At 39.1% G+C, this 21,221-nt stretch carries 24 protein-coding genes; 19 read left to right on the plus strand and 5 right to left on the minus strand.

The features are described 5' to 3' along the window. The first annotated feature begins 127 nt into the window (after positions 1 to 127). The 4 genes from EK17_RS01135 (at position 128) to folP (ending at position 5,400) form a co-directional block, all read left to right on the plus strand. Complete coding sequence (locus EK17_RS01135) at positions 128 to 1,432, plus strand: citrate (Si)-synthase (RefSeq protein ID WP_035586776.1); 1,305 nt, start codon at positions 128 to 130, stop codon at positions 1,430 to 1,432. Between the two features lie 63 nt (positions 1,433 to 1,495). After that, positions 1,496 to 2,344, plus strand: a complete 849-nt coding sequence (locus tag EK17_RS01140) for a radical SAM protein (RefSeq protein WP_035586779.1) — start codon at positions 1,496 to 1,498, stop codon at positions 2,342 to 2,344. Between the two features lie 55 nt (positions 2,345 to 2,399). Then, the gene (gene ftsH, locus EK17_RS01145; RefSeq protein ID WP_035586781.1) at positions 2,400 to 4,202 is read left to right on the plus strand and encodes an ATP-dependent zinc metalloprotease FtsH; all 1,803 of its coding nucleotides are present in this window, start codon (positions 2,400 to 2,402) and stop codon (positions 4,200 to 4,202) included. After that, positions 4,186 to 5,400 carry a dihydropteroate synthase gene (gene folP, locus EK17_RS01150; RefSeq protein ID WP_051904336.1) on the plus strand — a complete coding sequence of 405 codons (1,215 nt, stop codon included), beginning with the start codon at positions 4,186 to 4,188 and terminating at the stop codon, positions 5,398 to 5,400. Before ftsH ends, folP begins: the two co-directional genes overlap by 17 nt. On the opposite strand, the gene EK17_RS01155 is transcribed toward folP, so the two are convergent. The 5 genes from EK17_RS01155 to EK17_RS01175 all read right to left on the minus strand — a co-directional run bounded on the left by EK17_RS01155 (position 5,384) and on the right by EK17_RS01175 (position 7,839). Continuing rightward, positions 5,384 to 5,710 (minus strand): ArsR/SmtB family transcription factor, encoded by a 327-nt coding sequence (locus tag EK17_RS01155; RefSeq protein ID WP_051904337.1) that lies wholly within the window; start codon positions 5,708 to 5,710, stop codon positions 5,384 to 5,386. The genes folP and EK17_RS01155 overlap by 17 nt on opposite strands. After that, complete coding sequence (locus tag EK17_RS01160; protein ID WP_232229297.1) at positions 5,707 to 6,417, minus strand: sulfite exporter TauE/SafE family protein; 711 nt, start codon at positions 6,415 to 6,417, stop codon at positions 5,707 to 5,709. The genes EK17_RS01155 and EK17_RS01160 overlap by 4 nt, the downstream gene beginning before the upstream one ends. Positions 6,418 to 6,498: 81 nt before the next feature. After that, positions 6,499 to 7,164 carry an FmdE family protein gene (locus tag EK17_RS08890; protein WP_198018119.1) on the minus strand — a complete coding sequence of 222 codons (666 nt, stop codon included), beginning with the start codon at positions 7,162 to 7,164 and terminating at the stop codon, positions 6,499 to 6,501. A 95-nt stretch (positions 7,165 to 7,259) separates the two neighbouring features. Then, positions 7,260 to 7,490, minus strand: a complete 231-nt coding sequence (locus EK17_RS01170) for a hypothetical protein (protein WP_035586783.1) — start codon at positions 7,488 to 7,490, stop codon at positions 7,260 to 7,262. 1 nt (position 7,491) lies between these two features. Then, on the minus strand, positions 7,492 to 7,839 hold the full coding sequence (locus EK17_RS01175; RefSeq protein ID WP_051904338.1) for a NifB/NifX family molybdenum-iron cluster-binding protein: 348 nt from the start codon (positions 7,837 to 7,839) through the stop codon (positions 7,492 to 7,494). Between the two features lie 182 nt (positions 7,840 to 8,021). Here EK17_RS01175 and EK17_RS01180 point away from each other — a divergent pair, with 182 nt between their 5' ends. From EK17_RS01180 to EK17_RS01250, 15 genes are all read left to right on the plus strand, one after another. Further along, entirely contained in the window at positions 8,022 to 9,305 is a 1,284-nt protein-coding gene (locus EK17_RS01180; RefSeq protein ID WP_035586785.1) for an OmpP1/FadL family transporter, read from the plus strand. A 104-nt stretch (positions 9,306 to 9,409) separates the two neighbouring features. Beyond that, entirely contained in the window at positions 9,410 to 9,955 is a 546-nt protein-coding gene (locus tag EK17_RS01185) for a glycine cleavage system protein R (protein WP_035586788.1), read from the plus strand. 8 nt (positions 9,956 to 9,963) lie between these two features. Further along, a complete protein-coding gene (gene def, locus EK17_RS01190) occupies positions 9,964 to 10,470 on the plus strand; it encodes a peptide deformylase (RefSeq protein WP_035586790.1) in 507 nt (168 codons plus the stop codon). Beyond that, positions 10,471 to 12,453 (plus strand): excinuclease ABC subunit UvrB, encoded by a 1,983-nt coding sequence (gene uvrB, locus EK17_RS01195; protein WP_035586792.1) that lies wholly within the window; start codon positions 10,471 to 10,473, stop codon positions 12,451 to 12,453. Between the two features lie 40 nt (positions 12,454 to 12,493). Then, entirely contained in the window at positions 12,494 to 13,210 is a 717-nt protein-coding gene (locus tag EK17_RS01200; RefSeq protein WP_035586793.1) for an ATP-binding cassette domain-containing protein, read from the plus strand. Further along, positions 13,210 to 14,169 (plus strand): SufB/SufD family protein, encoded by a 960-nt coding sequence (locus EK17_RS01205; protein WP_035586794.1) that lies wholly within the window; start codon positions 13,210 to 13,212, stop codon positions 14,167 to 14,169. The genes EK17_RS01200 and EK17_RS01205 overlap by 1 nt, the downstream gene beginning before the upstream one ends. Beyond that, the gene (locus EK17_RS01210; protein ID WP_035586796.1) at positions 14,169 to 14,432 is read left to right on the plus strand and encodes a PP0621 family protein; all 264 of its coding nucleotides are present in this window, start codon (positions 14,169 to 14,171) and stop codon (positions 14,430 to 14,432) included. Before EK17_RS01205 ends, EK17_RS01210 begins: the two co-directional genes overlap by 1 nt. A 6-nt stretch (positions 14,433 to 14,438) precedes the next feature. Further along, complete coding sequence (fsa, locus tag EK17_RS01215; protein ID WP_035587077.1) at positions 14,439 to 15,083, plus strand: fructose-6-phosphate aldolase; 645 nt, start codon at positions 14,439 to 14,441, stop codon at positions 15,081 to 15,083. Continuing rightward, the gene (gene rdgB / locus EK17_RS01220; protein WP_035586798.1) at positions 15,076 to 15,660 is read left to right on the plus strand and encodes an RdgB/HAM1 family non-canonical purine NTP pyrophosphatase; all 585 of its coding nucleotides are present in this window, start codon (positions 15,076 to 15,078) and stop codon (positions 15,658 to 15,660) included. The genes fsa and rdgB overlap by 8 nt, the downstream gene beginning before the upstream one ends. Then, on the plus strand, positions 15,620 to 16,138 hold the full coding sequence (gene lptA / locus EK17_RS01225) for a lipopolysaccharide transport periplasmic protein LptA (protein ID WP_035586799.1): 519 nt from the start codon (positions 15,620 to 15,622) through the stop codon (positions 16,136 to 16,138). The genes rdgB and lptA overlap by 41 nt, the downstream gene beginning before the upstream one ends. Beyond that, a complete protein-coding gene (gltX, locus tag EK17_RS01230) occupies positions 16,138 to 17,532 on the plus strand; it encodes a glutamate--tRNA ligase (RefSeq protein ID WP_035586800.1) in 1,395 nt (464 codons plus the stop codon). Before lptA ends, gltX begins: the two co-directional genes overlap by 1 nt. Next, on the plus strand, positions 17,507 to 18,271 hold the full coding sequence (locus tag EK17_RS01235; RefSeq protein ID WP_035586802.1) for a YhjD/YihY/BrkB family envelope integrity protein: 765 nt from the start codon (positions 17,507 to 17,509) through the stop codon (positions 18,269 to 18,271). Before gltX ends, EK17_RS01235 begins: the two co-directional genes overlap by 26 nt. Before the next feature lie 49 nt (positions 18,272 to 18,320). Continuing rightward, a complete protein-coding gene (locus tag EK17_RS01240) occupies positions 18,321 to 19,709 on the plus strand; it encodes a Do family serine endopeptidase (RefSeq protein WP_035586803.1) in 1,389 nt (462 codons plus the stop codon). A 35-nt stretch (positions 19,710 to 19,744) separates the two neighbouring features. Further along, entirely contained in the window at positions 19,745 to 20,497 is a 753-nt protein-coding gene (locus EK17_RS01245; RefSeq protein ID WP_035586806.1) for an HlyD family secretion protein, read from the plus strand. After that, positions 20,494 to 21,156 (plus strand): endonuclease V, encoded by a 663-nt coding sequence (locus tag EK17_RS01250; RefSeq protein ID WP_035586809.1) that lies wholly within the window; start codon positions 20,494 to 20,496, stop codon positions 21,154 to 21,156. The genes EK17_RS01245 and EK17_RS01250 overlap by 4 nt, the downstream gene beginning before the upstream one ends. Positions 21,157 to 21,221 lie beyond the last annotated feature (65 nt).

Consider the following 21,221-nt stretch of genomic DNA (forward strand, 5'->3'; position numbering starts at 1 on the left):
CTGATTAAGTTATTAAAACTGTTGACAATGGTTAATGAAAGTGCTATAGATATTCTGGCATCAGGGAAAATTCAATAGGCAATGTGCCTGAAGTGAATAAAATTACTATTTTTTAAGGAGGTTTGTTATGGGAATTAAGGAGAAGCTGTTTGAGAAGATTCAGGCCCACAGACCAAGGATCACCAGACTCTACAAAGAGTTTGCTGACAAGGTTATTGACGAGGTAACCGTTTACAAAATCATTGCTGGTATGAGGGGCTTGAAGGCTCTCATCACAGACATTTCCTACCTTGATCCTTATGAGGGAATTAGATTTAGAGGCTACACAATCCCTGAGGTTATGGAGAAGTTGCCAAAGCCTGAGGGCAAAGAGATGCCCTATGTTGAGGGTCATTTCTATCTATTGCTCACAGGTGAGTTACCAACAGAGGAAGATGTAGCTGAGGTTGCAGCAGAGTGGAAAAAGAGAAGGGATCTTCCACAGTATGTAATCGATATTTTAAGGGCTATGCCAAGGGATACACATCCAATGACTATGTTTGCAGCTGGTATCCTTGCAATGCAGAGGAATTCTAAGTTTGCTGAGTGGTATAATGCTGGCAAATTCAACAAGATGGATGCATGGGAGTATATGTATGAAGATGTTATGGACCTTCTGCCAAAACTCCCTGTACTGGGTGCATATATCTACAGAATGAAATATAAGGGCGATGTACATATACCTGCTGATCCAAATCTTGACTTTGGTGGAAACTTTGCCCATATGATGGGTATTCCTGAGCCTTACGATGATGTTGCAAGGATGTATTTCATCCTGCACTCCGACCATGAGAGTGGAAATGTTTCTGCTCACGCAACACACCTTGTTGCAAGTGCATTGTCTGATATATATTACTCCTATGCAGCAGGTATGTGCGGTCTTGCCGGTCCTCTGCATGGTCTTGCCAATCAGGAGACATTGAAATGGATCCAGGGTGTAATGGAGAAGATGGGCGGCAAGATTCCTACAAAAGAGGAGATGGAGAAATTTGTCTGGGATACATTGAACTCCGGTCAGGTTATACCTGGATTTGGTCATGCCGTTTTGAGAAAGACAGACCCAAGATACACAGCTCAGAGGGAGTTTGCTTTGAAGCATCTACCTGATGATCCAATCTTTAAGTATGTGGATCTGCTTTTCCAGGTAGTTCCACCAATCCTACAGCAGCTTGGAAAAGTAAAGAATCCATGGCCAAATGTAGATGCACACTCCGGTTGTATTCAGTGGCACTACGGTGTTCAGGAGTACGACTTCTACACAGTACTCTTCGGTATCGGAAGGGCACTTGGTGTTACAGCAAACATCGTTTGGGACAGAGGTCTTGGATATCAGATCGAAAGGCCAAAATCAATCACAACAGACATGCTGGAAGAGCTTGCTGGTGCAAAATAATTTTAACACAATTGTTTATGAATTTAACAGGGGAGGTTTTGCCTCCCCTTTTTTATTTAAGCGGTGTTTGAGAAATTTTTTAAGGCAGGCTGCAGGCTGTGTCCCCGCAACTGCGGCATAGATAGAAATAAGTTCAGGGGTTTATGCAAAACCAGAAATAGGCTTGAGATTGCAAGTTTTAATATTCATTGCGGTGAGGAGCCACCGATAAGCGGCCTCGAAGGTTCTGGAACGATCTTTTTTGCTGGATGCAACCTATCATGTATATACTGTCAGAACTACCCGATAAGCCAGCTGAAAGCAGCATATAAAACCATCTCTATAGAAGAGCTTGCTGAAATTATGTTAAAATTGCAGGAAAGAAAAGCCCATAATATCAACCTTGTCACACCCTCGCATTTTGTTCATTTGATTGTTGAAGCAATTGAAATTGCAAAAAAAAAGGGATTATCCATACCCATAGTTTACAACACCTCATCATACGATAAGGTGGAGGTGATAAGGCTTTTAAGTGATTATGTTGATATCTATCTTGCCGATTTGAAATACGCAGATGATGAGCTTGCCTTTGAGTTTTCTAAGGTAAAAAACTATGTTCAAACCGCAAAAGCTGCCCTGCTTGAGATGTATAAAACAAAGGGAAAGCTAAAAACAAAAAACGGCATAGCCTATCAGGGATTGATTGTGAGGCATCTTGTATTGCCAGGGTTTGTAGGAAACTCAAAGGCTGTATTAAAATGGATTAAAGAGAGCCTACCCGGTGTTGATGTTTCTGTGATGTTTCAATACTTTCCTGCTTTTAAAGCTATTGATAAACCGCCACTAAACAGAAAAATTTCACTTGAAGAGTATCAAGAAATTTGTGATTATTTAGCTGAGCTGGATTTAGATGGTTTTATTCAGCAGATATAGACTTTAAAATGTTGTTTTGATATATTGGTATGAGATTTTTTTAGTGGAGGGTTAAATGTCGCCTGTATACCGCAACGCATTCTTATGGATGATAATAATTATGCTGATGGTTTTGCTGTTTAATATGTTTAATACCAAAAACTACACCTATTCAAATCTTGATTATACGCATTTTGTCAGTCTTGTTGACTCAAAGCAGATAAAAGCGGCGCATTTTGAAGGCAACTACGCCTACATTACGACAACGGATAATAAGCGGTATAAAACATATGTGCCGGATGTTAAAACTGTTGCAGACAAGCTTGTTAAAGAAGGTGTTGATGTTAATCTAAAACCCAAAGAAAACAATTCTCTACTTACAAATATACTAATCTACTGGGCACCGATGCTGGTGTTTATTTTCCTGTGGTTCTATTTTATGAATCAGATGAATAGAGGGGGAGGAAGGGCGCTATCGTTTGGCAAAAGCAATGTCAGAATGTTTATAAGCGACCCAAAAAATAGAATAACATTTAAGGATGTTGCAGGTGTTGATGAGGTAAAAGATGAACTGCTTGAGGTTATAGAGTTTTTAAAGAACCCGAAAAAGTTTACAAAGATAGGGGCAAAGATCCCAAAAGGCGTGCTACTTGTTGGTGCACCTGGAACAGGTAAGACACTTTTAGCCAAAGCTGTTGCAGGCGAGGCGGGTGTGCCGTTTTTAACGATAAGTGGTTCAGATTTTGTCGAGATGTTTGTGGGTGTTGGTGCAAGCAGGGTTAGAGATCTATTCAATCAGGCAAAGAAAAATGCACCATGTATTATATTTATTGACGAGATAGATGCCGTGGGCAGACAAAGGGGTGCTGGAATAGGTGGAGGCAACGACGAAAGGGAACAGACGCTTAACCAGTTGCTTGTTGAGATGGATGGCTTTCAAACGGATACAAATATAATTGTTATGGCTGCCACAAATAGACCTGATGTACTTGACCCGGCACTGTTAAGACCGGGCAGATTTGATAGAAGAGTTGTTGTGCCAAAGCCTGATGTAAGGGGTAGGCTTGAGATTTTGAAGGTTCATACAAAAAAGATTCCCCTTGGAGAGGATGTTGACCTTGAGGTTATAGCCAAAACAACATCCGGTTTTGTTGGCGCAGACCTTGCAAATTTGGTCAATGAGGCTGCCTTAATTGCCGCAAGGAGAAACAAAACAAAGGTAGAGATGGAAGATTTTGACCTTGCAAAGGATAAGGTTTTACTGGGTCCTGAAAGAAAGAATGTAATAATAAGCGATCGAGAAAAACGGATAACTGCATACCACGAATCTGGTCATGTTGTTGTTGCAAAGATGCTTCCAAATACAGACCCTGTTCATAAAGTAAGCATCATACCGCGCGGTATGGCTTTAGGTGTAACGCAGCAGTTGCCAGAGGATGATAAATACACCTACGATAAAGAGTATCTGCTCAATAGAATTGCCGTATTGATGGGCGGTAGGGCAGCTGAGGAGGTTATGATAGGCTCTATTACAACCGGAGCAGGCAACGATATTGAAAGAGCAACAGATATCGCAAGACGGATGGTGTGTGAATGGGGAATGAGTTCGCTTGGGCCTCTTCACTTATCGGATGAAAACAAAGAGGTGTTTTTAGGCAGGGATATAGCGGTAAGGAGAACATTTTCAGAAGAAACAGCGCGCCAGATAGATGCTGAGGTGAGAAAAATAGTAGAAGAAGGCTACATGATAGCCGTAAACATCATTAAAGAAAACAGAGAAAAGATAGAAAAGTTAGCCCAGAGGCTGCTTGAAAAAGAGGTTGTCGAAGCAAAAGAGATAGATGAGATATTGGGGTTGGAAGATGATAGAGCTGCTTAGATTTGACAATCTTTCAGATATAAAAAAGGAGTTTGAGAGTATTGGTGTTGATACACGAGCCTTTTCTCTTATGGATAAAAAAGCCCTATGCTACACAACAAGGGTGTTTGATTGTAAATTCTACCATGCAAATATTTTAAAGCAGGAAGCTTTATCGATAGGTTGTGATGTGGCTGTTGAAAAAAGCACTATAACAGCAGAAACCAGAATCACTAACTGTTTGATTTTTGGCGATGTAAAGCGGCTTTTAAGGCTTGCTGAAAAACTAAGAAAACAGGATTTTGAATTTTTAAAAACAGTTGGCATAAAACTTGAGACTTACCTTAAAAATGCATTGAAAGAGAAGGTGGTATTTGCCTTTAAAGATAAGCGATTTATTCTAAAAGATAACTTTTTGATCATGGGTATTTTAAATGTTACACCCGATTCATTTTCTGACGGAGGCAAATTTAACAGTCTTGATAAGGCGCTTGAGCATACTCAACAAATGATTGAAGAGGGTGCTGATATTATCGATGTTGGTGGTGAGTCAACAAGACCGAATGCAGAGGCTGTGGGGCTGGATGAAGAGCTAAAGAGGGTGTTGCCTGTTGTTGAGGCTATAAAGAAGCGTTTTGATGTCATTGTTTCTGTTGATACCTACAAATCTGAAGTTGCAAAAAGAGCACTTGATGCCGGAGCCGATATTATAAACGATATAAGCGGTTTGAGTTTTGATGATAAAATGGTGGATGTTTTGAAGGATTCAGATTGCGGTATTGTTGCCATGCATATCAAGGGCACGCCAAAGAATATGCAGAAAAACCCCATATACAGCCATCTGATTGCAGAAATCAATTCAAAATTTGAAAATATCATTAAAAAAATTGAAAAGGCTAACATCAATATTGAAAGGCTTATACTTGACCCGGGTATCGGTTTTGGCAAAAGATTTGACGATAATCTAACGATTATTAATCACTTAGAGGGCTTTAAGGTCTGGGGCAGGCCGATTCTGATTGGCACATCAAGGAAGAGTTTTATTGGCGCAGCGCTGAATATAGAAAAACCCACACAAAGACTTTATGGTACTATAGCCAGTAATGTAGTGGCTTATATCAAAGGGGCGCGCATCTTTAGAGTTCATGATGTTAAAGAACACAAAGATGCGCTTAAGCTTGCATATTGTATTGCAAGAGAGTCTATTCACCCAGAATAGCCGAGTGGTACTCTGCCTTTTTCTGGGCAAAATAATTCAAACACTCAAGCAATGTTTTTGTTTTTTCCACATCCGGTATGCCGTATCTTACAAATACACCCACCTTGTAGCGTTTAACAAGCCCGGCACTTTCAAGTTTTGCAAGGCTTTTTGAGATAATCGACTGGGTTCTGTTAAACTTATCTGCAAGATGGGTGACGCATTTGGGTTGACCCACCTCAAGTAGATACTGGACTATGGCAATACGCAGGGGGTGGTCGATAGCCTTTCCCACCCCGGCTAAAAGCTCAAAATGCTTCATATCTTTCATTTAAACCTCACCCCAAACAGTCCTAAAGTTAGCTTTACAGCTATAAGGTATAAAATTATAGCATAAATTGTTTTGATTGTCTTGGGTTTTGCTTTCTTCACTGTAAAGCGTGCACCAAGCTGCGAGCCCAATAAAACCGCAACGACAAGAACAGCTGTTGTGGTGAGGTCAAAATGCCCTTCTGCTACATGGCCCAGAAAACCACTGGCAGATGAAAAGGTAACGACATAGGCTGTTGTGGCTGCAGCCCTTTTTGCCCCATAACCCATTGTCATTAATATTGGAGCTGCTAAAAATCCTCCACCAATACCCAACATACCGCCTATAAAACCGATTAATAATCCAGAAAATCCTCCATAGATTAAGCGTTTTTTGAACTCTATAAGATTATCCTCATCCGGTGCTTTTGTGGATATAAACACCTTTGTTGCAGCAGCTAAAACGGCTATAATAAATAAAATTAAAATTACCCTTACAGGTAAAAACTGAACAACATAAGCTCCGATAGGCGCACCGATAATAGCCGATAAAGCAAAGGGCAGTGCGCCTTTGTAGTCGATCAGTTTGGCTTTGTGGTAGGGAATCATGGCAAGGCCAGTGTTTAAGCCATTCAAAAGCAATCCAAGAGGTATGGCAACGGTCTTTAGATCAAAGCCCAGCCATTTCATGACGGGTACATAAACCATGCCTCCCCCAAGACCCAGCATGGCAAACAAAAAGGAGGCAGCCCAGATTATTGCAAAAGTTAAACCTAAAATAGTGATTGAAGGTGGCATGGTTGTTTCTCCTTACCTTTTGTAATAGGTGAAACAATCAAGACAGACTTTCTTTGAATTTTCAACCCTTAAGTAGTTTTCAGCCACGGCATCTTTGCATTTCTCACAGAAAGCTAAATTGAAGCAAGATGGCGTTTTATCAACCTCATAGTCAAACGGACCTTCTATTTTTACGATTTCATCAAGGGGTTTATTAAATAGACCCAAAAACGCAGGAATGCTCACATCTTTATCAACTTCAGCAGGAGGAATGCCCTTTATTCTGTATTTTGTGATAAACGGTGCTTCAAAGGCTGCTTTCATAATTTCTGGTCTTACCGTGACTTTGATAGCCTTTTGATTTTTTCTATCGATAAGCATATATGCCCATTTGCCGCGAGGATCTTTTGACATGATACCTTTGCCAAATGTGCAGCCTGTTGCAAGCTGAACGCCATCTGTAAAACATCCACCAGCATGATGTTCTCCAACAAACACCACAACCTCTTTGTCCATGCTAAGTTCTCTTGTTGTGTTTAGGGCTTTTAAGCCTGCAAGACCCGCTAAATATCCCATGGGCATGCCTCCGCAGAAATGACCGTGAATGTTCAATGCGCTGTAGAGAAACTCCTTCTCATTTTCATCAAGCGTTTTAATGCCATCCACAATTTCCCTGTGTAGTTTAAACATCTCAAGCATTTTACACCTCCATACAATTAAATTTTCACTTTTTATTATATTCGAAAAATTGAAAATTTCAAGTAAAAAAATAAAAGGGGAGAAAACAACTCCCCCTAAAAATTCCATCCTCTGCCTCTGCCCATACCCATGCCTCTGCCCATTCCTCTTCCTGTACCTCTACCTAAACCTCTTCCCATACCTCTGCCCATGCCGCCACCGGCACCTTTGTATTCATCAATTCTAAAAACATTATCCGAACCGCATTTTGGGCAGGTTGGTCTGCCTGTTCCAAAGGGTTCTTCAAACTCAGCGCCGCAGTTAGCGCATTTAAAAATCCTGTTCATCTCAAACCTCCAAAATTTTATTTAATATTTCATTAATCGATGTTTCATTGGTTGTTTTAACCTCTATGCCTGCCTGCATTAGATTGTATCGCATATTTTCGCCAATCTCGTTGCATATAAATAGATTTACGCCATAATCTAAAAGGATCTGAGGTATAATTCTGCCTGCACCAAGGCCGCGGTGGGGTTCTTGTGTATGCTGCTGTTTTGCAAGCTCAATAATGGGATTTTTTAGTGCAACTCTTTCTTTAATCTTTCCGTTTCTTAACTCTATTATGGCAAAGTATTTGCTAAGAGAGGTGTGTTTTGAAATCTTTTTCAGGTTGTTGGTGGGAAATGCAATTTTCATTTTTTACCTCCTTTTTATTGCTGATTTGAACTTATGTTTAATTTTAAAAAAGTCAAGGATTTTTATGCAAAAAATGTTTTTTTTATTGACAAAAATATTATAAAGTTATATCAATTAATGTGTCTTCAGTGAGAGAGTTATCGAAATGTTTTTGTAAGTAGTAAAATTTACAGGAGGTTGTTATGAGTCTTAAGAAGAAGTTCTTTAGTGTTGCTGTAGCAGCTGGTCTGATTTTTGGTGGTGCTGCTGTATCAAATGCAACAAACGGTTACTACATGATTGCAACGGGTGCAAAATCACTTGGTATGGCAGGGGCTGTTGTTGCAAATCCTCAGGATGCTTCAACGATCCTGCAAAACCCCGCAGGTATAGCGTTTCTAAAAAACACCACATTTGATATTGGTGCTGCTGCTTTTATGCCACCAAGAAAATTAAACGGTCATAAGAGTGATTCAAATCTGTTTATGATTCCTGCGGCAGGCTTTGCATACAATCCACTTGGTTGTAATTGTGGAACACCTCATTTTGTTTTTGGTCTGGGTATGTACGGTGTTTCAGGTATGGGTGTTGATTGGAAAAATAATAAGTTAACTTCTGGCATGTTGAGAAAAGCTTACTCTATGATGCAGATGATGGAAGTATCTGTTGGTGGTGCCTACAGGGTTAATGATCAACTTGCAATTGGTTTTGCACCTGCCTTTGTTTATCAGGCTTTGAGTCTGGAAATGGATTTTGATACCACAGGAATGCCTGCAGGTACTCCTAATCCTTATAAAGCTTCATTAGACACAGCTAACGCTTATGGTGTGGGTTTTGATCTTGGTTTGGTATATAAACTTAACGATAAAATAATGGTTGGACTTGTTTATAAGTCTAAGAGATGGATGCAGAAGCTTGAATGGAACACAATGCCTGACGGTATGATGATTAATAGCGATAAGGTTAAGATGCGACTTGATATGCCTCAACAGATTGCATTTGGTATCAACTTTAGACCCATAGAACCGTTAAGGCTTGAGGCCGATGTTAGGTGGATTAACTACCATAATGTTATGAATGAGGTAAGCGTAAGTGGAATGAATAAACCAACCACAACAGGGGCTATGGTTCCTATGGATAATTGGCCTTTCCACTGGCATAACCAGTGGGTATTTGCCTTGGGTGCTGAATATCAGGCAACAAAATCACTTACTTTGAGGGCTGGTTTCAATTATGCAAAGAGTCCAATAAAGGATGATGATTTGTATATGAATATTATAGCACCAGCAATTGTTCAGACGCATGCAACAGTTGGTGCAACAATTGGATTGGGTGACCATATGGAGCTATCACTTGCCTACGCACATGCATTTGAGCATAAACAGACAGGAAAGGTTGCCCCTGCATATCAAGGTTTCTATGGCAAAACAGTTTCGGTTAAGATGCATCAGGATACAATTGCAGCCCAGCTGACATATATGTTCTAACCCTCCCACCTGTTAGGCAATTTAGCAGGCGGCTTTAAGCCGCCTTTTTTATTTGAATTATAAATGCACAGTATATACAATCTTTCTGCTATAGGAGGTGAGTTATGTCTGAAAAATACCTGTATGCTTTAACGGTTATAGGTGAGGATAAACCGGGGATTGTGGCTGCGGTTGCAGAGGTTTTATATGAAAAACATATAAACATTGAGGATTCTGTCTCAACGCTGTTGGGTAATCAGTTTACCATGACGCTGCTTGTAAAAAGCAGTAAAAATTACGGTGTGCTGGAACTAAAAAAGGCTTTTGCAAAAGCAAGAGGTAAGCTAAAGTTGAGTGTTTCCTTAAGGAGGATTGAAGAAAGCGAACTTACCACAAAACAACCGCAGAATCTCTATTCGATCTCTGTCTATGGTGCCGATAAAGTGGGTATCGTTTATTTTGTCTCAAAAGCTCTTGCAGAGCATAACATAAATATCCTTGATTTGAGAACGAGGCTGACAAAATCAGAAAAACCGATGTATGTTATGATTTTAGAGGTTGATGTACCTGATGGTATTTCTGAGAATGCTTTGAACGATATTATAAAAGATGTTTGCTTAAAACTGGATGTTGACTACTCTATAAGAAAAATAGAAAGCTATGAGCTTTAGAGGGTGATATGTCTGTAAGGGATATCGTGATTTATCCAGATAAAAGATTAAAAGAGATATGCGATGAGGTAAAAGATCTTGATGAGTATGCAATTGCCGTAGCTAAGGATCTGCTTGATACGATGCATTACTACTCCCACACCGTGGGTATTGCAGCCCCGCAGATTGGTGAACTAATAAGGATTGTTGTTGTTGATGCATCGAAGAATAAAAAGGGTCAGAAGATCAATCACGGTGAGCTTGTTATGATCAATCCAGAGATTTTGGAATGGAGTAGTATAATTAAAACAAGAGAGGGATGCCTGAGTGTTCCCGATTATACGGGTAATGTCAATAGAGCAAGAAAGATTACTGTTAGGTATATTGATCTTGAAGGTAAGCAAAAACAGTTTGACACTGAGGGTTTTGAGGCTGTTGTGATTCAGCATGAGATAGACCATTTGGATGGAATTTTGTTTATAGACAGGATTATCTCAAAAAGAACCGATCTATTTAGACGCAAAAACTACAGATAGATGGGAATTTTTAAACTAAAAAGCGATTTTAAGCCAGCAGGTGATCAGCCAGAGGTTATAAAAAAGCTTGTTGATAATCTAAAAAAGGGCAAAAAATATCAGGTTTTATTGGGCGTTACAGGAAGCGGCAAAACATTTACAATTGCCAATGTGATAGCCCAAATTAACAAACCTGTGCTTGTTATTTCACACAATAAAACACTTGCAGCCCAGCTTTATAATGAATTCTCACGCTTTTTTCCTGAGAATGCCGTTGAGTATTTTATAAGCTACTACGACTACTACCAGCCTGAGGCATATATTCCCCGCACAGACACCTACATTGCCAAGGATTCATCAATAAACGATGAAATAGACAGGCTCAAACAGAAAACCGTTATGAGTTTGTTGACCCGCAGGGATGTTATTGTTGTTGCAAGTGTGTCGTGTATCTATGGAGCAGGCGAAAAGGAGGATTACTCTTCACTGGCATTTTATATAAATGTTGGTGATAGGCTATCACGCAAAGAGATTCTGTCGACATTTGTTGAGCTGCTTTATGTTAGAAACGATATAGCCTTTGAGCGAGGTAATTTCAGGGTCAGGGGTGATGTGATTGATATCTACCCATCCTATATGAGAAACCTTGCCATAAGGATTGAGTTGTTTGATGATGAGGTTGATAGAATCCTTATGTTTGATCCGCTTACAGGTAAGGTTATAGAGGAAAGAAACTCCGTTGCCATATTTCCAGCCAACTTCTTTATTACCACAAAACAGAAAAAAGAACGGGCGATTGAGAGTATAAAAAGGGAGCTAAAGGAGAGGATTGAGTATTTTAAGTCAAAAGGCAAGCTTGTTGAGGCTCAAAGGATAGAGGAGCGGGTGAATTTTGACCTTGAGATGATTCAGCAGACAGGCACCTGTGCGGGTATAGAGAATTATTCGAGGCATTTTTCAAATAGAAAAGAGGGTGAGCCGCCAGGCACTTTAATAGATTATTTTGGCGATGATTTTTTAACCATTATCGATGAATCGCATGTAACGGTTCCGCAGCTTATGGGTATGTATCGCGGTGATTATTCACGAAAAAAGACACTTGTGGATTACGGATTCAGGCTGCCTTCGGCTCTGGATAATAGACCGCTAAAGTTTGAGGAACTTATGCAGCGCTGGGATCAGGTGATTTTTGTATCTGCAACACCTGCGGAGTTTGAGATTAAACTCTCAGAAGGTGAGGTTGTTGAGCAGATAATCAGACCTACAGGGCTTGCTGAGCCACCTGTTGAGGTTAAACCGATGGATAATGCCGTTGATGATCTGTACTCAGAAATCAAGAAGGCTGTCTCAAAAGGCGGTAAGGTGCTTGTTACGACATTAACAAAGAGAATGGCAGAGGATTTGAGTGAATACTACAACGAATTGGGTCTAAAGACAAAGTATATGCATTCAGAGCTCAATGCCATTGAAAGGGCAAAGCTTATTTCCGATTTAAGAAACGATAAATTTGATTGTATTGTAGGTGTGAATCTTTTAAGGGAGGGGCTTGACATACCTGAGGTTAACCTTGTGGCTATTCTTGATGCCGATAAAGAGGGTTTTTTAAGAAGCACAACGAGTCTTATACAGACAGCAGGCAGGGCGGCACGCAACGCCACATCGAAGGTAATTTTTTATGCCAACAGAATCACAGATTCGATGCAGAGGGCGATTGATGAGATACAAAGAAGGCGCAAGATTCAGCTTGAATACAATAAAAAGCACAATATTACGCCAAAAAGCATCAAAAAAAGCAAAGATAACAGGATGCTTAAGATGTGTAATCTTGATTATCTTGATGAGGTTGTTGATGTTGATATTGCTATTGAAAAGGACGAGATACCAAGGAGGATTAAAAAACTAAAGAAATTGATGCAGGATGCAGTTAAAAAGATGGATTTTGAAAGCGCTATCAAGTATCGCGATGAGATAGAAAAGCTCAAAAAACTTGACCTTGAACTGTAGAGCGTTATTATTTAATAAGCTTTTTTGGAAAGGGGGCAGAATGCTTAAGTTAGAGAATATAAGATACTCAAAAAACTCCACAGAAATCATCAAGGGTATCAATATGGAGTTTGAGAAGGGCAGGGTTTATTGTATTGTAGGCAACAACGGCGTGGGCAAATCAACAATAGGCTACATCATTATGGGTTTGAGCGATTATAAACCGCAAGAGGGAAGGATCTTGCTTGATGGTGAAGATATAACGCAATTTGGACCAACGCAAAGGGCTAAAAAAGGTATAACGCTTCTGTGGCAGGAGCCAGCCCGTTTTGAGGGTATAACGGTTGAAAATTACTTAAAGTTAAACAAAAAGATTTCAAAAGATGAAATTGAAGAGGCGTTGAAGCTTGTTAATCTTGAGCCAGCCAAGTATATGAAACGCTATGTGGATAAAAAGCTATCAGGGGGCGAAAGAAAAAAGGTCGAGCTTGCAAGCTGCATACTTCTAAAGCCTGATTATTTGATAATGGATGAGCCAGACAGCGGCATAGATATCATGAGCCTGGATATGATTGTTAATGTGATTAATTATATGAAGGAACGTGGTTCAGCTGTTATTGTGATCACTCACAGAAAAGAGATAGCGCTCAACTGCGGATATTCTTACCTGATCTGTGCAGGCAAGGTGTTTTTGGAAGGTAAAAGTGAAAAAATAGTTGAGTATTATGAAAAAACCTGTGATAGCTGCGGTCATATAAACTATCTGGAGGAAGATTGATGGATATTGTTAAAGGATACGAAAAGGAATTTGAGCAGTTAGTTGAAATATATGAAAAAAACACCAAAGATAATAGTCTAAGAAACCCTGCCGTTGCAACGATTATCGTAAGCGGTAATAAGGTTGTGGGTTTGAATTCTGTTAAGAGTATGCACATTACATCAAAGGAGCGTTCTGATGGGCTTGTGATGATAGATGTAGAGATAGAGGATAACACTATAATCCCTGTGCCTGTTCATCTCTGCACGGGGTTTTTGAAAAAGAAAGGTGAGCAGATTTTGAGGTTTAACTACATTATCGGTGATAATGTTAAGGTAAAATTCAAGTCGCATTGTATATTGACAAAGGTTGAAAAGCTGCACCACTACATGGAAAGCGATATGTATATAGGCAAAAACTCATTTGTTGTTTATGAGGATGAGCATTTTCACGATGAAGGAGGCGGCGTTTTTGTTGAAACAATAACAAGAATGAAGATCGACGAAAACTCATTTTTTGCCAGCAAGTTTTATGAGACAAAAACCCGAGTGGGCAGAATTAATGTCGTGATGGATATAGAACTTTTGAAAAACGCAAAGGCAAATTTAGAAAGCAAGATTTACGGCAGAGAGGATGATATTATAGACATAAAAGAGATTTTGAGACTAAAAGGAGAAAATTCATCGGGTATTGCCAAATCCACTGTTTTTGCAACGGATAGAACAAAGGCGCATGTGGTGAATGAGGCATACGGTGAGGCAGCCTATGCCAGAGGTCATATAGAGTGCAACGAGATTGTCAGGGGTAATGAGGTTGAGGTGTCCACGCTACCACTGCTTAAAGTAAAGCATGATAAGGCTGAGCTTACACATGAGGCAAGTGTGGGTAGAATCAAGCAGGATCAGCTTGAAACCTTGATGGCTAAAGGATTAACCGAGGATGAGGCAGCCGAGTTTATTATTAATGGATTGTTGAGCTGATGCTAAAGCTGTTATTCTTTTTATTTTTGCTTTTTTTGTTTGTTACGCTTTATTCGTTTAAGAAGCGTGTGGATAATATTCTTGATGCAATTTTTCCAAAAAAACACGCGCCAAACTCAAGCAAGCATCCAGAGGAGCTTGTGCAATGTGCAACATGCGGTGTTTATCTGCCCAAACATGCTGCTGTTAAGAAAATTAAATTTAACGGTGAGATAGTATATTTTTGCTCTGTTGAGTGTAAAAAAAACTACAAAAAGGGGTGATTGGCTGTGAAGTTTTTTATCGATACGGCAAATATAGAAAAGATTAGATATTTTGCTGAGATGGGGATTATCGATGGTGTAACAACAAATCCGTCTTTAATTGCAAAAGAGGGTAAGGACATTAAAAAAACCATTGAGGAGATCAGCCTGATTGTTGATGGGCCGATTTCAGCTGAGGTTGTATCAGAGGATGCAGACGGAATGGTTAAAGAGGCTTTAGAACTCAGCCAGATTCATGAGAATATCGTTATAAAAATACCGATGACAAAAGAGGGTATAAAAGCCACACATCAGCTTGCCCTCAAAGGCATAAAGGTCAATATGACACTTGTGTTTTCACCAGCACAGGCTCTGCTTGCCGCAAAAGCTGGTGCGCGTTATGTCAGTCCGTTTGTGGGCAGGCTTGATGATATTTCAAGTAGCGGTCTTGATATGGTTTTGCAGATCAGAGAAATATTCGACAAATACGATTTTGACTGTCAGATTATTGTGGCAAGCATCAGACATCCTCTGCATGTGGTAGATGCAGCAAGGATGGGTGCAGATATTGCAACAATTCCGCCAGCTGTGCTTGAAAAACTGTTTGACCATCCTTTAACAGATATAGGGCTTGAGAGGTTTAAGAAGGATTGGGAGACCGTCTTTGGTTAAAAGAATAGTTGTTGCAAGTAATAATCAGCACAAAATAGAAGAGATTAAACAGATCCTGCAGGGTTTTGAGATTTTAAAGGCATCGGATATAGTTGAGCAGTTTGAGGCAGAGGAAAACGGTAGGAGTTTTTGTGAGAATGCCCTGATTAAGGCAAGGGCTCTCAAGCAATTTAGTGAATTTGCAACTCTTGCTGATGATTCAGGTCTTGAGGTGTTTGCTTTAGATAATAAACCAGGCATCTATTCTGCCAGATATGCTTTGACTGGCAGGGATGAGGATAATGTTAAAAAGCTTTTAGAAGAGCTTAAGGGTGTTGAGGATAGGGCGGCTCGCTTTGTTTGTTGTATGGTGATAATCCTGCCAGATGGGGAGATTTTGCAGGAAGAAGGATATGTTTACGGTAGTATAACAACGCAGCCATACGGCAAAAACGGTTTTGGCTATGACCCTGTTTTTATGCCTGAGGGTTATAATAAAACATTTGCCCAGATGAGCAGTGATGAGAAAAATTCAATCTCTCACAGAAGGAGGGCTCTTGAGAAGATTTATAAAAAACTCAAAGATTTTAATTTTTGAGCTGATTTTTCTAATTGCCTCGGGATTAAATAGCCAAGCCTTTAATGTCAAGCAGTATGCAAAAACAAATCGCTTACCCGTTCATATAACGGCAAATAAACTTGAGGCTTTTGATAAAAAAGGGCTTTATATCTTCAGCGGCAATGTGGTTGTTGTAAGGGGTGATACAACGCTGAAGGCCGATAAAATGAAGGTTTATAAAAATTTAAAAAACGGCGATATTTCAAAAATTGTATGCATCGGTCATGTGGTTATTACAAAACAGGATAAAAAGGCAGTCGCTAACAGGGCTACCTATTTTGCAGCAGAAGATAAGGTCGTCTTGGAAGGTAATGCGCATGTGTATTCCAACAAAAACAGTATATCATCAGATTTGATTGTTTACTATCTTGATAAGGATTATGCGGTTTCTCAATCGGATAATAACTCAAAGAGGGTTGAGGTGATAATCTATCCATCAAAGAAGGAGAAAAAATAATGGTCAGGACACGTTTTGCACCAAGCCCAACAGGTTATCTTCATATTGGAGGCTTAAGAACGGCGATTTTTAACTACCTGTTTGCTAAAGCAAACGATGGTGAATTTGTGTTAAGGATTGAGGATACAGATAAAGAGCGCTCCAAAGATGAATACACGCAGGCGATTTTAGAGGCGCTTAACTGGTGTGGTCTAAAATATGATGAGATCTGCTATCAAAGCAAACGAAACGATATATACGAGCAATATTTAGATGAGCTATTTAAAAAGGGTGTTGCATACAGATGCTACTGCTCAAAAGAAAGGCTTGAAACACTGAAACAGGAGCAGCTAAAAAGGGGTGAAAACCCCCACTACGACGGCCACTGCAGAAATCTAAAAGAATACCCTTCAGATAAACCCTATGTAGTGAGGATTAAACTGCCGGATGAGGATATAGAGTTTTTTGACCATCTACATGGGAAACTACATTTTGATTATAAACAGTTTGATGATTTTATAATCAGGCGCTCTGATGGTTCATTTATGTACAACTTTACCAATGTTGTTGATGATATCGAATGCGGTATAACGCATGTAATAAGGGGCGATGACCATTTAACCAACACGGCAAAGCAGATAGTTTTGTACAGGTTGTTTGAAAAGACACCACCTGAATATGCCCATGTGCCGATGATATTGGGTGAGGATAGAACAAGGCTTTCAAAAAGGCACGGCGCAAAAAGCGTGCTTGAGTATAGAGATATAGGTATTTTGCCTGTTGCGCTTGTAAATTACCTGTTGAGACTTGGCTTTTCTTACAAGGATAAAGAGATTTTTACATTTGATGAAATGGTTGAGCTGTTTAGTCTTGATAGGCTCAATAAATCTGCGGCTGTATTTAATCCGGATAAATTGTTGTGGGTCAATGCAGAGCATATAAAAATGAGCAAACCCGATGAGCTTTATGAGTATTTAAAGCCGTTTTTGGATAAAAGATGCCTTGATTTTGATAAAGATTACATTGTCAGGGCAATTGAAACCAGACAAACAAAAGCGCAAACATTAGTTGAGCTTGCAGATGAGATACGGTTTTTCTGTGTTGAGCCTGATGAGTATGATAAAAAGGGTTTGAAGAATTATTTGAAAGTTAAGATGGAAGAGCCCTTAAAAGAGTTGCTTGGTGAACTAAAAAAAGCTGAATTTAAAGATGAGGATGAACTAAAGGCTATTTTTGAAAAAATTTTAAATAAATACGATACGAAGATGGTTAAACTTGCCCAGCCTGTAAGGATTGCACTTACAGGAAAAACAATAGGACCCGGGATCTATGAGAGTTTGCTTATTTTAGGAAAGGATGAATCGATCAAAAGAATAGAAAAGCTCTTTGATGCTGTTTATAAAAAGGATAGCTAAACTCTACTCTCAAAGAAATGTTTTTTTGTGGAGTGCACTCCTGACATACCTAACTGTTTTAAATATTGTGCCTTTTTTCTATTTTGTTCTTTTTCTTCTTTCACACATGCCCTTTGTCAACAGAAAGATTCCATACATAAAACACACGGTTGTTAAAATAATACCCGCTTATTCAAATGAGATTTTGCAGTATCTCAATATCTTTCTTTCAAAGATCTCAGAGATGGAGCTACTCAATGCAGCCATATTTTCTGTTTCCATGCTTGGTCTTGTTTTGGGTTTTTTTAAGGCTTCAAAGGCTATTTTAAATATAAAAGAGAAAACCAATCCTTTTAAATCGTTGCTATTCTTTGTTGTTAATGTGATTTTAGGTGGTGTTGCGGTGAGTGTGGCTATAGCGTTAAAAATTATAATACCCCTTTTTTTGCCCCATCTTGGCAGTCTGATCTATTTAAAAATTTTGCCGTTTATTGTATGGTTTCTGTTTTTGAGTTTTTTGTTTTTGCCGATAAAACCAAAATCCACACCCCTGAAGAAACTTTTTTTTGTAGCATTTATAATAACAGTTGCCATTTTTGTGCTTAAATTGGCTTTGACAGAGTATTTTTCAATTTTTTCCTACAGTAAAATATACGGTATGATAGCCATTGTGCCATCATTGTTGCTGTGGTTGTTTTTACTGTGGAATATTATACTTTCAGGTGTTATGTTGCTTGAAGATTTAGGTATTGAAAAATGAATCAATAGGTTTATACTCTCATTGATTATTTTTGTTAAGGAGGTGGGTTATGAGGATTAAAAAACTCTCAACTCTAATTTTTGCATGGGTTTTATTGTTAACCTATACTGTATCAGCAGCATGTTTGCCGGATATTCGTGATGTAGCAAAAAAGGCTCTACCTGCAGTGGTTAACATAAGTACCACCCAGATTGTTGAGGTGCCATCAACGCCTTTTGGTTTTGAGTTTGGTATGCCAAACGATCCATTTCAGCAGTTTTTTAACCAGTTTTTCAATAATGTTCCAGTAAAAAGGAAACTGCATGCTCTGGGTTCAGGTTTTATTATTTCAAAGGATGGCTACATATTAACCAACTACCATGTAATAAGAAGGGCAACAACGATTAAAGTTACATTGCTTAAAACACAAGAGGTTTATACGGCAAAGGTTGTTGGAACAGACCCAAAAGCCGATATTGCTTTGATTAAAATTAAACCATCCCACCCGCTGCCCACGCTGCCGCTTGGTGATTCTTCTAAAATCGAGGTAGGTGATTGGGTCGTGGCTGTGGGTAACCCGTTTGGTTTAAATGGAACAGTGACTGCAGGTATCATTTCTGCCAAAGGTAGAGTAATAGGCGAGGGTAAATTTGACTACTTTCTACAAACAGATGCAGCTATCAATCCGGGTAATTCAGGCGGACCCCTGCTCAACCTTAAAGGTGAAGTTATAGGAATGAATACAGCCATTATAGCAAACAGCCAGGGTATAGGTTTTGCAATACCCGTAAACCTCATAAAAAGCGAACTGCCCTATTTGATGAAGGGCAAGAAGGTTCAGAGGGGTTATTTAGGCGTTATGGTTCAGGATTTGACGCCTGAGGCAGCCAAAGCGATGGGTCTAAAGAATGTTGAAGGCGGCGCTATAGTTTCTCAGGTGTTCAAGGGTACTGCAGCCTATAAGGCTGGCCTTAAGCCGGGTGATATTATTGTAAGTGTTAACGGTAAAAAGATTTCATCATCCAGCGATCTTCCTTATATGATTTTCACCTTAAAGCCCGGCAGCAGGGTTAAGCTTGGCATCATAAGAAATGGAAAACTGATTACAAAAGAGGTTATTTTAGGAAAAAGGCCTCAGAATTTCAAAGAGCTTGCATCTGTAGAAAGTGGCATCTACAAAACACCCTATGGTTTTTCTGTGTCAAATATAACACCCCAGTTGAAAGAAAAGTACGATATAAAGGTTAAAAAGGGTGTTGTGATAGTAAAGATAGCTCCCGATTCATTTGCAAGGGCTGTGGGCTTGCAGGTTGGAGATGTAATTGTTAAAATGAATTACAAGAAAGTCAACAATATTGATGACATCAAAAGGATAATCAAGGAAGCTAAAGATAAAAATGTTATCTTTTTGAATGTTGTGAGAGGTAATACACAGATTTTTGTCTCGATTCAAAAATAAACGAGGGGGGTTTTCTCCCCCCTTTTTTTTGATTTATGAATAAAAGAATAGGTTTTTTGTGGGTTTTTGTCTCTATAATTGTTATCGTATCTATTCCTCTTCTTTATAACGGTGTTTATCGCAACATCTCTCAAATAGTTATCTACAAAGCAGCAGTATCCGGCAGGGTTATAGGCATATCACCTGCATATGTAAACGGCATGATAACAAAGATGTATGTAAAGGAAGGCGATAGCATAAAAAAGGGGCAGCTTATTGCCTTGGTTGATGATACGCTGTATAGGGCTGAGCTGGATAAGAAAAAAAGCGTACTGAATTCTCTTAAGGCGTATTTAAAGCAGCTTGACAACGCTACAAACTCTTTTAGGTATATGAGTCTAAAAAGGGATGTTGATGTTGCTGCAAAAGATTTTAAACTTGCCCAATTAATGCTTTCCTACACCCGTGTTGCAAGCCCTGTTGACGGGATTGTTGTTAAAAGGATGGTTAATGTAGGCGATACGGTATCGGAAAATCAGGTGCTTGTTTATGTTTTGATTCCAGATACCCTTTATGTAAAGGCGTTTATTGAACCAGATAAACTGAAGTATATCCACTTAGACCAGACAGTCAAAATCGATGATGTAGTGCATAAAAAGATCTATCAGGGTAAAATTACAAAAATAGGTGGTATAGATCTTTTTGCTACCTGCAACAGGAACAAACTTGTGCCCATCAGGGTTAAAATTATTTCAAAGAATGCGCATCTGTTGTTTGGCCAGCCTGTTTATCTTATCATCAAGCGATGATAGATATTGAAAAGCTAAAAAATATACAGAATCGCCTGAAAGCTTACCTTAATCTTGCCGATATTTGCGATATTGAAAAGATTAGATATGTAGCAGGTATAGATTTGACCTACACTAACCCTTTTAAAACGCCGACAATAGGTATTGCCTGCCTTGTTGTGTGGGATGTTGAAAAAGAAAAGGTTATAGATGTGTTCTATGAAAACACAACGGTAAATTTTCCCTATATTCCTACCTTTTTAGCATTTAGAGAGCTGCCTCTTGCTTTAGCAGTTGCAAAAAAGGCCCAAGGCATTGATGCGTTTATTCTTGATGGAATGGGCATAATCCATCCGCGTAGAATGGGTATTGCGACCCATTTTGGCATTAAAACAAACAGTATTGCAATAGGTTGTGCAAAATCCTATTTAATTGGCGAATATAAAAAACCGGATAATTTTAAAGGTAGCTATAGCGGTGTTTATGTTGATGGAGAACTTGCAGGATACGCCTTAAGAAGCAGGAAAAACGCAAAAGAGATATTTATCTCACCGGGTAATAACATTTCTGTTGAATCCTCCCTAAAGCTTGTTTTAAAGCTTCTTGATGGTTATAGGATTCCCCCGCCCACACGGTTTGCCCACAACTATTTAAAAGAGTACAGAAAGCGCTTTCTTTAATAAAAATCTTGACAGATAGATAATTTTTGAGTAAATATTTATGTAAGAACTTAATTAAGTGCTAA

The organism is Hippea jasoniae (genome assembly GCF_000744435.1).
GTDB classification, from domain to species: domain Bacteria; phylum Campylobacterota_A; class Desulfurellia; order Desulfurellales; family Hippeaceae; genus Hippea; species Hippea jasoniae.